At 71.3% G+C, this 14,086-nt stretch carries 12 protein-coding genes; 7 read left to right on the top strand and 5 right to left on the bottom strand.

Annotation, left to right across the window (positions count from 1 at the left end):
- Positions 1–13 precede the first annotated feature (13 nt).
- From ACIQU4_RS07550 to galE, 5 genes are all read left to right on the top strand, one after another.
- Positions 14–1,396, top strand: coding sequence for a phosphotransferase (locus tag ACIQU4_RS07550; RefSeq protein ID WP_403727065.1), 1,383 nt, complete (start codon positions 14–16; stop codon positions 1,394–1,396).
- 132 nt (positions 1,397–1,528) lie between these two features.
- Positions 1,529–3,901, top strand: coding sequence for a methyltransferase, FxLD system (fxlM, locus tag ACIQU4_RS07545; protein WP_403727063.1), 2,373 nt, complete (start codon positions 1,529–1,531; stop codon positions 3,899–3,901).
- 195 nt (positions 3,902–4,096) lie between these two features.
- Positions 4,097–4,525 (top strand): hypothetical protein, encoded by a 429-nt coding sequence (locus ACIQU4_RS07540; RefSeq protein ID WP_403727061.1) that lies wholly within the window; start codon positions 4,097–4,099, stop codon positions 4,523–4,525.
- A gap of 32 nt (positions 4,526–4,557) precedes the next feature.
- Entirely contained in the window at positions 4,558–5,322 is a 765-nt protein-coding gene (locus ACIQU4_RS07535; RefSeq protein ID WP_403727059.1) for a PIG-L deacetylase family protein, read from the top strand.
- A gap of 191 nt (positions 5,323–5,513) precedes the next feature.
- The gene (gene galE, locus ACIQU4_RS07530; RefSeq protein WP_403727057.1) at positions 5,514–6,509 is read left to right on the top strand and encodes a UDP-glucose 4-epimerase GalE; all 996 of its coding nucleotides are present in this window, start codon (positions 5,514–5,516) and stop codon (positions 6,507–6,509) included.
- Positions 6,510–6,683: 174 nt separating this feature from the next.
- On the opposite strand, the gene ACIQU4_RS07525 is transcribed toward galE, so the two are convergent.
- Positions 6,684–7,526, bottom strand: coding sequence for a hypothetical protein (locus ACIQU4_RS07525; RefSeq protein ID WP_403727056.1), 843 nt, complete (start codon positions 7,524–7,526; stop codon positions 6,684–6,686).
- A 56-nt stretch (positions 7,527–7,582) separates the two neighbouring features.
- Complete coding sequence (locus ACIQU4_RS07520) at positions 7,583–8,227, bottom strand: GAP family protein (protein ID WP_403727721.1); 645 nt, start codon at positions 8,225–8,227, stop codon at positions 7,583–7,585.
- Between the two features lie 243 nt (positions 8,228–8,470).
- Between ACIQU4_RS07520 and ACIQU4_RS07515 the strand changes: the two genes are divergently transcribed.
- Positions 8,471–9,511 carry a vWA domain-containing protein gene (locus ACIQU4_RS07515; RefSeq protein WP_387282260.1) on the top strand — a complete coding sequence of 347 codons (1,041 nt, stop codon included), beginning with the start codon at positions 8,471–8,473 and terminating at the stop codon, positions 9,509–9,511.
- A gap of 9 nt (positions 9,512–9,520) precedes the next feature.
- Here ACIQU4_RS07515 and ACIQU4_RS07510 read toward each other — a convergent pair whose 3' ends face one another.
- Positions 9,521–10,513, bottom strand: coding sequence for an AraC family transcriptional regulator (locus ACIQU4_RS07510; protein WP_403727055.1), 993 nt, complete (start codon positions 10,511–10,513; stop codon positions 9,521–9,523).
- Positions 10,514–10,667: 154 nt separating this feature from the next.
- Between ACIQU4_RS07510 and ACIQU4_RS07505 the strand changes: the two genes are divergently transcribed.
- Positions 10,668–11,876 (top strand): acyl-CoA dehydrogenase family protein, encoded by a 1,209-nt coding sequence (locus ACIQU4_RS07505; RefSeq protein ID WP_403727054.1) that lies wholly within the window; start codon positions 10,668–10,670, stop codon positions 11,874–11,876.
- A gap of 237 nt (positions 11,877–12,113) precedes the next feature.
- On the opposite strand, the gene ACIQU4_RS07500 is transcribed toward ACIQU4_RS07505, so the two are convergent.
- Positions 12,114–12,794, bottom strand: coding sequence for a hypothetical protein (locus ACIQU4_RS07500; RefSeq protein ID WP_403727052.1), 681 nt, complete (start codon positions 12,792–12,794; stop codon positions 12,114–12,116).
- Between the two features lie 160 nt (positions 12,795–12,954).
- Complete coding sequence (locus tag ACIQU4_RS07495; protein WP_403727051.1) at positions 12,955–13,962, bottom strand: hypothetical protein; 1,008 nt, start codon at positions 13,960–13,962, stop codon at positions 12,955–12,957.
- Between the last annotated feature and the right edge of the window lie 124 nt (positions 13,963–14,086).

Here is a 14,086-nt window from a genome sequence, read left to right as displayed (position 1 = left end):
GGTGCGTGGGCCGGTGAGCGGCGGCGCCCGGCACACCGTGCCCGTCGACGTCCACCTCGTCCTGCGCCGCACCGGCGAGCACGGCCCCGAGGTGCTGCTGTCCCGCCGCGCCGGGCCGGTGTACGCGTCCGGGCTGTGGCACCTGCCCTCCGGGCACCTCGACCCGGGCGAGGACGTGGTCGAGGCGGTGATCCGGGAGGCCCGCGAGGAGACCGGCGTACTCATCGACCCCGAGGACGTCACCGCGGCGGCCACCATCCACCACCGCCCTCCCGTAGGCACCACTTCGCGGATCGGGGTGTTCTTCGAGGTGCGGCGGTGGTCGGGTCGGCCACGGGTGATGGAGCCGGACCGGTGCGACGGCATGGGCTGGTACCCGCTGGACGGGCTGGCGGAGCCGATGGTGGCGTACTGCCGGGCGGGCCTGGACGCCTACCGCGCCGGGCTGCCCGCCGCCGTGCACTTCCAGCAGCCCGGCGACCCGATCCGGTACGCCCCCGGCGTCCCCGACCGCACCCGCCTCCTGCCCGGCCCGCCCATCGGAGGGGTGGAGTTGCCGTACCGGCTGCGGGTGTTCGCCGAGCAGGCCGTCGGCCGGATCACCGAGGCGGTGGAGGTCTCCTGGATGCGCACCGGGAGCCGGGTCTGGCGGATCACCGACTCCGGCGGCGGCACCTGGTACCTCAAGCGGCACCGGGGGTCGAAGTTCCACGAGCGGGAGGTGGCCGCGTACCGGAGGTGGGTGCCGGCGCTCGGCCCAGGGGCTCCCCGCCTCGTCGCGGCCGACACCGCGGCGCTGGCCGTCGTCGTCACCTCGCTGGCGGGGCGGCCGCTGCACGGCACGGTCCTCGATACGGATTCCGAGGTGAGAGTCCAGTACGAGTTGGGCCGCCTGACCTCTGCCCTGCACGGCAGCGCCCCGGAGCAGCCCGCCGAACCGGCGTCGGCTGCGGCCGACGTGAAGCACCAACTGGACGCGGCCCGGCCGTACCTGGCGAACGGGGACGAGAATCTGGTCCTCGCCCTGGCGCGCACATACGCGGACCTGCCGCCGCCCGTCGTGGTGCCGACGCACGGGGACTTCCAGTACCGCAACGTCCTTCTCACCGAGGACGGCGGGCTTCGGCTGTTCGACTTCGAGCGGTCGGAGTACGGCACCGCCACGCGGGACATGGTGCGCCTGAGCGACACCTGGACCGGCCGGCCCGACCTGCGCGCCGCATTCCTCGACGGGTACGGCAGACCGCTCACGCCGGCCGAGGAGCTCCGCCTGGACTGCGAGTCGGCCTTCGACGCCGTTTCCGGCATCGTCCACGGCAGCGCCCACGACGACCCCGAGGTCGCCGAACGCGGCCGCCGGACCCTGCTCCGCCTCCATGCCGCCCACCGCTCGTAGTCCCGAAGAGGAAGCCCACGGCATGGCCCTCGCCCCTCCTCGCCACACCCGCCGACGCTGCGGAGATGCGGATGACCCGCTTTCCGGCACCGGTCGACGAGCCCTGAACACCCCCGAAGGAGCACGCACCACATGAGCACCACACCCACCATGCAGGACTGGCACGCCCACTACGACGGCGGCCGCGACTTCCGGGCGCTCACCGACACCGAGAAGGCCGTCCTCGGCGAACACCTTGCCCTCCCCGACGACGCTCGGGAGGCGATGGCGCTGGACGTCGCCTGCGGGACCGGCGAACTGGCCCGTCTCCTCGCCGGAGCGGGGTACCGGGTCGACGCGGTCGACTGGGCCGAAGCCGCCGTCGAGCGCGCCTCCGCCGCCCCGTCGGACACGATCGACTACCACCAGCTCGACGTCACCGGCGGCGACCTCGCCTCCATCGCCCCCGTAGGCGGCGGGTACCGGGTCATCACCATGCGGCGGGCCCTGGCCCACCTGCCCGACCGCACCCGCACCGTGGCCGAACTCGCCGCGCTCCTGGAGCCCGAGGGCACCCTGTGCGTCATCACCCCGCACGCCGACCGTCACCCGGAGAAGCTGCGCGGAATCTGCCTGGACGACGCCGAGATCGACCTGCTCCGCGACGGCTGGGTACACACCGAACGCGTCGAAGCCGGCGACTCCACGATCCTGCTGCTGCGCCGGCCCAAGGTCGGCGCCGTCGTCTACGCGGAGAAGCGCACTCCGAAGCCGGCCGCGATGGCCGGCGTCGCGGTCGTCGTCACCAACGGCCGCGGGCAGGTCCTCCTCGGCTGGAACCCCTCACGCACGATGTGGGAGCTGCCGGCGGGCAAGGTGGAGCCGGGCGAGGCGTTCGAGGCCACGGCCGTACGGGAGTTGGAGGAGGAAGCGGGACTGGCCGCGCGACCGGAGGCGGTGCTGCTGCTGGGCACCCTGTGCGACGCCGCTCACGGCTTCACCCGCGTCACCGAGGTCACCCGGATCACCGAGTTCACCGGCGAGCCTTCGGCGCGGGAGCCCGAGCTGGTCACGCGGTGGGAGTGGCACGCCCTTCCCGTGCTGCGGAGCCTGACGCAACCGCTGTTCACCGCCTCGGCCCAAGCCCTGAACGTCGTCTGGCCCGGCCTGCTGCCCGGCGTACCGGCCGCGCACCACACCCCACGACCCGCCGGGAACGTGACGCTGAGGTTCGGGGAGCCGCGGACCGCCGTCAGGCTGCGGGAGCAGCTGGTGCGGGACCTGACCGAGGCCGGGCGGACCGACACCCCCGAACTCCGGCGGGCCTTCACGGCCGTCCCCCGACACGCGTTCCTTCCCGAGCAGCCGCTCCGGCGCGCCTACGCCAACGAGGCCGTCGCCACCGTGCTCGACGAGGACACCGGCCGGCCGACGAGCTCGGTGTCCCAGCCCGGGATGCAGGCCGTCATGCTCGACCGGGCGGGCCTGCGGTCGGGAGACCGGGTGCTGGAGATCGGAGGCGGCGGCTACAACGCGTGCCTGATCGCCGAACTCGTCGGGCCCACCGGGTCGGTGGTGTGCATGGAGATCGACCCGTACGTACACGCCCGGACCGAGCGGTTCCTCGCCGAGACCGGGTACGCGGAGCGAGCACGGCCCGTCCTGGGCGACGGCGCCCACGGAGCCCCCGGGCATCTGCTGCCGGAAGCGGGCTTCGACGCCATCCTGGTCACGGTCGCCGCCAACGACGTGCCGTGGGCCTGGCGTGCTCAGCTGGCCGAAGGCGGGCACCTGGTCCTGCCCTTGCGGATCGGCGGCTTCACCCGCGCCATCGGGCTGCGCCACCGGGGCGGCACGCTGCGCTCGACCGGGACCAGCCCCTGCGGGTTCGTGCCGATGCAGGGCATCGGCCGGTGGGACGAGACGGCGGTGCCGCTCGGGGAGACTGGCTACGCAATCCAGTGGGAGGACACTCCGCCGGCCCCGGTGGACGGCTTGGACCGGGCCCTTGCGGCTGACCGGGTGGAGGTTTGGACCGGGGTGACCGTGCGCGGGGGCGAGTCGTTCGAGGACCTGCAACTGTGGCTGGCCACCTCACTGACCGGGTTCTGCCGGGTGACCGGCGACCCTGACCGGCCCGGCCCCGTACGGCTGCCGAAGAGGGTGGGTGCCGAAGCCATCGTCACCGGCCGGTCGCTGGCCTGCCTGATGGTGGAGCGCCGCGAGCACGACGACGCGACCGGCGCATCCACGTGGGAGTTCGGAGTTCAGGGGTTCGGCCCCGATGGCAGGGCCGCTGCGGACACCATGGCAGCCGCCGTCCACACCTGGGACCGTGAACTGCGCGGCCGCGCCGTCCCCGCACTGACCATCGTGCCCGCCGGCACACCCGACAGCGCACTCCCCGCGGGCGACGTCGTCGAGAAGGCCGGTGCTCGCATCGTGGTCAGCTGGCCGGACCGTGACGGTGCCGCCGGCCGCGGCGTTGGGCAGGGCACGAGGAGCGGAGGGGGCAGCGGACGGTGATCACCTGGACCAACGGGCCGTTCGGCGGCGGGAGCGCCGGTGGCTTCCACCACCTCGTACTGCACGCACAGACCCTCATGGAGGCACTGGCGCGTCTCCGGGCCACCGCACACCGCGCCGCCTCCTGTGAAAGCGATCCACGATGACCACGACCACCAGGACCAGGCCCTTCCGCATGGGCACCCGGCCTAGGGGGTGTCTTACGGATCAGGCCGGGCCTTCCGTTCGCACTACCCCGACATCGACCTCACCATCCTCAAGATCACCTCTGGCGGCGACCAACACCGCGGCCCGCTGGCGGAGATCGGCGGCAAAGGGGCCTTCACCCGCCGCGCCGACGAACACCTCCTCGACGGCCGGGTCGAGGCCACCATCGCCTGCGCCAAGGAGCTCCCCGGCCCCCACGACCGGAACCCCGGGATCACGGTCGGAGTGGTCCTGCCCCGCGAGGACGTCCGCGACGTCCTGGTCCTGCCCGCCGGCCAACCGCCCGCGACCCTGGACGATCTGCCTCCCGGTACCCGGATCGGCACCAGCGCGCCTCGCCGCGCCCACCACCTCACCGGCACGCGTGTACCAGCACCAGCACCAGCACCAGCACCAGCACCAGCGGACTGGCCGTGAAGCCCGTCCTGAAAAAGCCCCAGGAGGCAATCGTGCCGCTGCCCAGTCTGCTCGGCGTCTTCGCCCACCCCGACGACGAGGCCCTCGTCGCCGGAGGAGTCCTCGCACAGCACGCCGCCTCCGGCTCCCGGACGGCCGTCGTCACCTCCACCTGGGCCCCCGACAGTCACCGCGCCGCCGAACTGGCCGATGCCGTCGCGGCCTTGGGTGCCGGCGCACCACGCATGCTGGGGTACGCCGACCACCGTGTCCCCGACTCCGCCCCGAGCCGACCACGGCTCTGCGACGCACCACTCGACGAGGTGATCGAGCGGCTCGTGAGTCACATCAGGCAGTTCCGGCCCGAGATCGTGGTGACCCACGACGCCTACGGTCAGCTCACCGGCCACCCCGACCACCGCCACACCCACCGCGTAACCACCTTGGCCTTCACCGCCGCCGGGCTGGAACAGCTCTACCCCGACGCAGGGGAACCCTGGCAGCCGAAGGCCCTGTACGCCGCTACCCACCCCCACTCCGCCCTCGGTGATCTGGGGCCGCTGCTCGCCGGGGTGGACAAGTCGGTCCTGAGCCTGCCGGACGAAATGATCACCGCGACGGTCGACGTCCGGCCGTGGCTCGACCGCAAGTGGTCCGCGATCCTCGCGCACCGCAGCGAGGTCGCCAGGGAACGCCCGCTCCCCGCGCTCCTGTCCCGCCTCCCGGACAAGACCCGGAACCGAATCATCGGAACCGAGTACTTCACCCGCCTCCACGCCGAGAACTCAGCCCGCATGCTCACGCAGCTCACGGCATAGGGAACGTCCTCAGACCGAAAACGCCCGAGAGTCAGCCACGCAGCAGGCCGTCCCAGCCCGTCGACTGGCAGGCTGCCGCTCCCTACGCCGAGGGTCCGTCCTTCCGTTGCACCCGCGACGGCGTCGCCCCGCTCTCCGCTAGCCTGGCCGCTGGTTGCCTACTGGGCTGGATCGACCAGGAAGAGATCATCGTGACAACCGTCCTCATCGCCGGAGGAGCCGGCTACATCGGCAGCACCGTCGCCTCAGCTTGCCTGGATGCCGGGATCACCCCCGTGATCCTCGACAATCTCGTCCGTGGCCGCCTCGAGTTCACCAAGGGCCGCACCTACTACGAAGGCGACATCGCGGACGGCGCGCTGGTGGACCGGATCTTCTCAGAGCACCCGGACATCTCAGCCGCGGTCCACTGCGCGGCGCTGATCGTGGTGCCGGAGTCCGTCGCGGACCCGATCGGCTACTACGACGCGAACGTGTCCAAGAGCCTTTCCTTTGTCGGCCACCTGCACCGCAACGGCTGCGACCGGATCATCTTCAGTTCCTCGGCTTCCATCTACCAGGCCGAGGCCGGCTCACCGGTGAACGAGGACTCGCCGCTGGCCCCGCAAAGCCCGTACGCGCGGACCAAGGCGCACTGCGAAGAGATGTTCGCCGACATCGCCGTCGCCGGGCCCCGCGTGCTCTCGCTGCGGTACTTCAACCCCGTCGGCGCCGACCCCGAGCTGCGCACCGGTCTCCAGCTCAAGCGGCCCAGCCACGCACTGGGCGTACTGATCCAGGCACACCAGGAGGGCCGCCCGTTCCCGATCACGGGCACGAACTACCCGACCCGCGACGGCACGGGCATCCGCGACTACGTACACGTCTGGGACCTCGCCGCGGCACACATCGCCGCGATCCAGCGCTTCGACTCCATCCTCACGGAGGAGAAGCGCTCGATCGCGATCAACCTGGGCACCGGCTCCGGCACCACCGTCCGCGAGCTGTGCGATGCCTTCAACAACGTCGTCAGCACGCCCTTGCAGACCATCGACGCCGACCCACGGCCCGGTGACGTGGCCGGCGGCTACACCAAGAGCGACCGGGCGGCCGAGCTGCTGGGGTGGACGCCGAAGCTGTCCCTGGAGGACGGCATCCGGTCTGCCCTGAACTGGATTCCGGTTCGCGACGAGCTACTGGCGGACTGACCCTTCCTCCTCACGGTAGGCGCTGTGTGCGATTTGGCGCGTTTCCGGACACGATTACGCGCCGTGATCGTCGGCGAACAGAAACGGGACGCGCCCAACTCTCCCCAGCCGGCACCGAACCAGCACCGGCCGGGTGTTCCTGGTGACGGGGTTCGGCCCCTTGCCGGTCGGTGCCTACGGTCGTTCGAAGGCCTGGAGTACGCCACCGGCCGAGAAGCACAGGGCGCCTGACAGCGTCCCCCAGTTGGCGATGTCGGAGTTGACCAGGCTTCCGGTGGCCGGCCGGGTGAACGCGGCCAGCGCCGACACCATGAAGAGCACCGACCCCAGCTGGTTCACGGCGACGACCCACCAGCCCAGGCTCCGCGAGCGCAGGCAGGGCCGGAACCGGTGGCAGATCTCGGCGAACGCGAGATGGCCGGAAACCAGGAACAGTACGCAACCGACCACGTCGGGGGTCCAGACGAGCCGGTTGACCTGCTGGGCCGTGAGCCCTTGGAGGAAGGAGTCCAGCAGGTTGACTGCGAATACGAGCGTCCCCATGAACAGCACGAACGTGCCCAGCCAGTCCAGCCGCATCGGCTCGTACCCCCACCACCTCCAGTCGGCCGTGGCCAGTCGGCCGCTGCCCGGTGTGTGGCGAGGCGCGTTCAGCACCTGCAGGAGCGAGGTGTAGCCCCCGAGGTTGAAGAACAGACCGCCCGCGAAGAAGATCGAGGCGCTCACGAGCGCGTCGCCGGAGCCGAACTGGGCCACGGCGGCTCCGAGAGCGAAGAGCGCTCCTCCGACGACGAACGCGCCGGAGGCAATGGCGTTCAGTCTGCGAAGGCGGCCGAGGGCCTCTGCGTCGGCGCTCGCGGACAGGGTGACCGCGTCCCCGGGGCCGCGGAGCGAGAGTGCCCCGCGCCTGCGCGCGGGCCGGGACTCCCACACCACCGTTCCCCCTTCGGGGCGGTTCCAGAGGAGGCGGGTGGTGAACGGTCCTGCGCCTTCGGCTCGCTGCTCGGGCTGTCCCACGACCCGAGCCTAGCCACGGCTACGAGCCCCGGCAGGCAGTGAAACGCGGCCGTCCGTCAGGCGACCAAATCGTAGATGCCCCGCGCCACCAGCCACAGGCCGACGAGCAGGGAGAGCGTGATGACCAGCTGTTCCTGATGGTGCGCGAGCCAGCTGCGCAGAGCGTTCAGCTTCGCGCCCGCGGCCTGCGGCGCCCAGACGGTGTACATCTCCATGACGACGAGGCTGAGCGTGGCCAGCAGGCAGTAGCCGGTCAGGGCCAGCCAGTCGGCGACGGAGGAGAGGTCCGCGGCGACGACCGTGGCGGCGCCGGCTCCGACCAGCGCCCAGGGCTGGAGCAGCCAGGCCAGCCCGGCGGCCGTGGCCAGTGAGGCACCGTCCACCCGGGCGGTCCAGCGCGGCGGGCCGTGCGGACGGGGCGGGCGACGGCGGCGGTGTGCGCCGTACAGCACCAGCCCCGCACCGATGACGAGTTTCGCGCAGGCCACGGCGGTCGACGGCGCGCTGTGGAGTGCCGGGGGCACGCCACCGGTCAGCAGCAGCACGCACGCGATGACCGCCACCAGGTCGACGAGCCACGACAGCAGGAACGCCAGGCCCTTGCGGGCGCCACGCCGCGAGGAGAGCAGCAGGATGAAGGCGCTGTTGTGCAGGGGGCCCAGGGTGATGGCCGTACCGATCACGACGAGGTCGACGACCATCAGCGCAGTCACTCCCGGGGGTCGAGGCCGTCCACCGCCGTTGGGCGGCGCAGCCGGCTGGGACGGGGTCGAGCGGCGCTGTCACGGCACCGCATGCCGACTCTGCGGGCGGCGGCCCGACCGGTCAAGGAGGCCACGCGCACGTCCCCGAACGCCGCATCCGGACCCGGGTCTCTTCCAAGATCGATTGTCAGTGGTGGATGGGAGGATCGAGGTATCGAATCGGAAAACGGGGGAGCCGCCATGTCCGGAAAGCAGAACTACATCAATCACGTCGCTCTCGTGCTGGACGCCAGTTCGTCCATGTCGCACCTGAGCCGCAAGGTGGTCGAAGTCGCCGATCAGCAGATCGCCTATCTGGCCCGCCGGTCACAGGAACTGGACCAGGAAACCCGTGTCACGGTGTACGTCTTCGCGGACAAGGTGGAGTGCGTCATCTACGACAAGGACGTGCTGCGCATGCCGTCCCTGAAGCAGTTGTACCGGGCCGGGGGAATGACGGCCCTGCTGGCGGCCACGCTGAAGTCGCAGCGGGAGCTCGCGCAGACGGCCCAGCTCTACGGCGACCACAGCTTCCTCACGTTCGTCCTGACCGACGGGCAGGAGAACGCGAGTCACCGCTGCCCGGACGCCCCTTCCCGCAGCCCTCGTGACCTGGTGCAGGCCGTGGCCACGATGATCGAAACGCAGCAGGACAACTGGACGCTGGCCGTCCTCGTGCCGGACCAGATGGGCAAGCGCGAGGCCATGCAGTGCGGCTTCCCCAAGGACAACATCGCCATCTGGGACGCCACGAGCACACAGGGCCTGGAGGAAGCCGGACAGGTCATCCTGAAGGCCACCGAAAACTTCATGATGGGCCGCACCAAGGGCATCCGGGGATCGAAGGCGGTGTTCTCCACCGGCGCCGAGGTGGTCAACAAGGAAACCATCGCCGCGGCCGGTCTCACCCCGGTCGATCCGTCGCAGTACCAGCTGATTCCCGTGGCCCGCGATGCGGCGATCCGGGAATGGGTCATCGAGTGCGGGCAGAATTACCGGACCGGTTGTGCGTTCTACCAGCTGAGCAAGTCGGAAAAGATTCAGGCGCGGAAGCAGATCGCGGTGCTGGAGAAGAAGACGGACCAGGTGTACACGGGACCGGAGGCCCGGGCCCTGCTCGGCCTGCCCGACACGGAGGTCCGCGTCAAGCCGGACCACAACGACGACTTCACCATCTTCGTGCAGAGCACCAGCGTGAACCGGAAGCTGGCACCGAACACGCGGCTGCTGCTCATGGTCTGACGCCCCCGATCACGCCCCCCCTGCTGCTCGGGGTGACTGCCCGTAGGCGTTGCGGTAGGCGCGGCGGAAGTGGCTGGGGTCGGCGAACTGCCAGCGTGCCGCCACCTCGGCAACGGTGTACGGACTGCCGGGGCGGTCGAGGTCGCTCCGGGCGCCCTCGAGACGCCTTCGGCGGACGTAGGCCATGACGGTCTCGCCGTCGAAGGCGCGATGGAGGGTGCGGACGGAGACGTTCAGCGCCCGGGCGATGGCGGCGGGGTTCAGGCCCGGATCCATCAGCCGGCGTTCGGCGTGGGCGGTGGCCGCGGCATGCAGTGTCTGCAGCGGGAGGTCGGTGTCGGTGTGCGGCTGAAGGAGTCCGGTCAGCAGTACGGACAGCGCCGTGCCCGCGGCACGGGTTCCTGCCGGACCGAGCTCGTCCGCCAGGGCCCAGGCGGCGTCGAGGTGGGCGAGCAGCAGCCGGGACTCCGGAGTCGTGGCAGGAACGACGGTGAGGGGCGGCAGCCGGGTCCGGTGCAGATGGTCGAGCAGGCCCGCCCTGGGCAGGATGAGCACCCGGCAGTCGGTCGGCTCCGTGTACGCGAACCGCCAGAAGGCGTGCAGGTCGCGGACGCAGAGCATGCCGGGGCCGATGTCGGCTCGCCGGCCGGTGTCCTCGATGAGCAGGCTGCCGCTGCTGATGACGTGGACGGCGACGAGGTCGGCGCGGCTGTCCGTGTTCCCGCTGCCCGAGACGCCCTCGATGGGGTCGCTGAACTGCCGGCTGACGGCGACGTCGCCGACCAGGCGGCGCTCCACCCGGGTCCGGTGGACCCCGGCGGTGCGGTCGGCAGGCAGCCGCAGGTGCCGTACGTGGGCGATGTGGCCGAGCCGGCGCCCCCACTGCTCGTGCAGCAGATCCTGCCGGTGCGGGTGGTGCAGCGGAACGTCGAACGATGCCCGCTGCCGCCACGCCGCGCCGCTCGCCGCCCCCGCTGCCGCTGCCGCCGCTGCCCGTGTCACCCGTATCCCCCCCGTCGTGGCACGGATGTTCCTCCCGTGCCCGCGCTGCTCTTCCTACAGTGTTGCCCACGCGATGAGTCAGTGCGGCCGCACAGCCGGCCGCGGACGGCCTCGTGCGCCCTCAGCACCGACCCCCACCCCGTGGAGCCCTGCCGTGAAGAACCCGCCTCCGCTCTCCCCCTCGCCGACCGAGGAGACCGACGCCCGCGCCGAGTTGACGGCCGCGGCCGCCGGGCTCGTACCCGTTCTCGCCGGGCAGGCCGAGGAGGGCGAACGGTTGCGCCGGGTGTCGGACGGCGCTGCCCTGGCCCTGCGCGAAGCGGGCATGTTCCGTCTCGGTACCCCTCGCGCCCACGGCGGGTACGGAGCCGGGGTGCGCACCTGCATGGAGGTGACGGCCGAACTGGCCCGCGGTGACGGATCGGCCGCCTGGATCGCGAACATCTTCACCGGGGGCAGCCTCATCGCCTCCATGACGGACGACCGCGCCCGTACCGAGGTCTGGGGCAAGGACCGCGACGCGGCGGTCGCCGCGTCGTTGACCCCGTCTGGCACCGCAGTCGCCGGCTCGACCGGCGACGTGGTCATATCGGGCCGGTGGGGCTGGGCCTCGGGCATCGACCATGCCCGGTGGGTGGCCCTGGCGATCGCTCCGCAGGCCGCGGACCGGGCGCCGCTGATCGCCCTGGTACCGGTCGAGGAGATCCGGGTCGAGGACACGTGGCACGTGGCGGGCATGGCGGGTACCGGCAGCAACACCGTCGTCGCCGACCGGGTGCACGTGCCGGCCCACCGGACGCTCGACATGGGAGGTGTCCTGGCCGGCGCCTACGCCACCCGCCACGAAGGCGAGCCCCGCATCGCGGTCGCAGCCGCCTCGATGCTCGCCCTCACGGTCGTCGCCCCCATGCTCGGAATGGCCAGGGCCGCCCTGGACCTGACCCTCGACACCGCTGCCCGCAAGCCCATGTCCCTGACCACCTACGCGCGTCTGGCCGACTCGCCGAGCGTCCAACTCGCCGTCGCCGACGCCGCCTCCCTGATCGACACCGCCCACCTGCACGCCTACCGGGCCGCGGACGACCTCGACCGCGCCGCCGCCGAGCAACGGCAGCTCACGATCGCGCAGCGGGCCCGGGTCCGCATGGACACCGCAGTCGCCGCAACCCGCAGCCGTGAGGCAGTGGACCGCCTCGTCTCCGTATCCGGTGCCGGCGCCTTCGCCCGGACCAATGCCCTCCAGCGGATCTGGCGCGACCTGAACACCGCCTCCCGCCACGGCGTCGTCAACCCCGACCTCGGCCGGGAGATCTACGGCCGCAGCCTGCTGGGCATTGCCGAACAGCCCACCTTCATCATCTGAAGCCTTCCCCCGCGGTCCAGCTGGGCGGTCGCGTAAGCCATCCAGGCCGCGCCGTCGCCCGCCTGTGACGGCGAGGTGGCGAAACCGCTACCCGTGAACGTCCTCACTTCGGACGAGACGAAGCAGGACTTCCAGATCGCCGCGACGCTCAGCGAGCCGGAGCTACCAGGTGTCAGCGCACCGGGGGATGGCACGGGCGGCGGAGGTCGATGCGGGGACCCGGTCCGAGGGGCGTGGTCAGTACTTCGTGACCCGGGAGCGGAAAGCGTCCATGGTCAGGATCTTCTCGGCGACAGGAAGAGTGATGGTGAACTTCTCCCCGAAGCCGTCGTACGTGGTGCTGCTGGTGCGGCCGTCGCGCTGCGATTGCAGCAGGAGCAGCCGCTGCTGGTCCTTGTCGATGAAGTAGACGTCTTCGGACTTTCCTGCGGCTACCTCTACCGCTTGCGCCTGCCTGCCGTCGACGGCCCGGTCCTTGCCCTCGGTTCGGCGCCCCGTCTCCGCGATCTTGTAGTACATGTCGCAGCCCTGTTCCGCCTTCGTGGCCACGTAAGAGGACCTGAGTTCTGCCGGGACGGTGACCTGCTGGCCGCGCTGCCGCAGGGCACCGGCGAACAGATCGGCGCTGGTGTACGAGGTTCCGTCCTTGCAGTAGATGTCGCCCGATATACCCCCCGTGACCTCCACATGGAGGCCTTGAGCAGGATCCGACCACATCTCCTGCTTCGCACCGGCGAAGGCCGTGGTATTCCCCGACGAATGGAACGACTCGTTCAGCATCCGGGTGTTCGCAGCCTTGATGAGCGACACCGCGTCTGCGTCCGGCACCTTCCCGGCGCCGTCGCCGCATCCAGCCACAGTGGCGCTGAGTACGGCTGAGAGAGCAATGGCCCGGGCGAGGCCAATCTTCGTGAACATGGGTGGACGGTCTCCATCTGGTCGGTCCGGTCGGCGTCATATGGTGATGAGGTCATGCGCAGGACGCACAGCGCGGCCGTCCAGGGGTCGGCGCACCTTCCGTTCTCTCGGCACCTGGCCGATACGGCCCCGGCGGCCACGACGGGGCCTTGCCGACATCTCAATGGGCCTCTACGGGCTTGGCGCAGCCGAATCTCGCCCCGGCCGCTTTGGTGAAGGCGATGAACAGGTCCCGCGGAGCGGGCGCGCCGGTGCCCAGGGATTCGGTGTAGCGGAAGCCCGTCTCCATGGCGAAGTAGGTGGGCTTGCCGGAGCATTCGGTGACGGTGTGGGTGGCGTCGAATCCCTGTCCCGTGAACCCCTCGGACTTTCGGATCCCCGCGATGACAGCGGGGTCCTGGGTCGCCGAGAAGGTCGCGTAGGCCTGCTCCGCACCCTCCCCCGCGGCAGTTCCACAGCTCCAGGTGGAGCCGGAGTCCTGGACGGTCTCCCGCAGGACGGCCGGGAGCGTGAAGCCGGACAAGCCGCACACGCTGCCTGCCGTGGCCAGGCGTTGCGGCGCGGCGGGCGCGATCCGGTCGGGCGCGCTCAGCGGCTCACTCTGCGCACAGCCGGACCTGCCACTGATCCGGTTCGCGGTGTCGGTGAGGAGCCGAACCAGCTTGGCCGGGTCCGCGCCCACCTCCGCGTACGCCTCGGCCACGCCCGCCTGACGGTCGGTGCAGGCCGCAGGGAGCTGTACCCAGCCGCGGCCCGGGGCCACGCCCCCGCCCGGGAAGAACGACACCGTTGAGGGATCGGGCCAGCGGCCGCCGGTGAAGGCGAAGTCGCCGCGCTCGCGGGTGCCCTGAACATGCAGGCGCCCGGTCTTCGAACCGGGGAGCCCCGCCGCGCTGCGTTCGATGACGCAGTCGAACCCGGTTTCACCGTCGGCCGTTGTCCTGCGCGGTCCGGGGCGGTCGGAGATCCTGCCCGGCCCGGTGAGCACGGCCTCGGCCTCCTCGGTGGCCACCGCGCCTCCGCAGAGCGTGGAGCTGCCGAACGCGTTCGTGTTCAGCCAGAGGTGCAGCCCGGCCAGTGTGCCCGCCACGGCTGTCAGGGCAATGATGGCGGCGCGCATCCTGCGGCGGGGGCGGCGGGGCGACCGCTGCGCGGGTGTGGTGGGCATGGCGCTCTACTTCCTTGTCCGGAGCGCGGAGTACGCGTCCTCGCGACCAGTGATATAGCTCTGCTGAGCCTCGCCCTTCGCGTGATTGTGCGCCACCGTCCTGTCGGCGTGCTGCTGGGTCGCG

It is taken from the genome of Streptomyces sp. NPDC090741, assembly GCF_044769045.1.
Classification (GTDB): Bacteria; Actinomycetota; Actinomycetes; order Streptomycetales; family Streptomycetaceae; genus Streptomyces.
This window is presented reverse-complemented; position numbering and strand designations above follow the sequence as displayed.

Excerpts from the sequence above, each read along its gene's own strand:
- fxlM (WP_403727063.1), top strand. The coding sequence starts at position 1,529 with ATGAGCACCACACCCACCATGCAGGACTGGCACGCCCACTACGACGGC.
- ACIQU4_RS07520 (WP_403727721.1), bottom strand. The coding sequence starts at position 8,227 with ATGGTCGTCGACCTCGTCGTGATCGGTACGGCCATCACCCTGGGCCCC.
- ACIQU4_RS07515 (WP_387282260.1), top strand. The coding sequence starts at position 8,471 with ATGTCCGGAAAGCAGAACTACATCAATCACGTCGCTCTCGTGCTGGAC.
- ACIQU4_RS07500 (WP_403727052.1), bottom strand. The coding sequence starts at position 12,794 with ATGTTCACGAAGATTGGCCTCGCCCGGGCCATTGCTCTCTCAGCCGTA.
- ACIQU4_RS07495 (WP_403727051.1), bottom strand. The coding sequence starts at position 13,962 with ATGCCCACCACACCCGCGCAGCGGTCGCCCCGCCGCCCCCGCCGCAGG.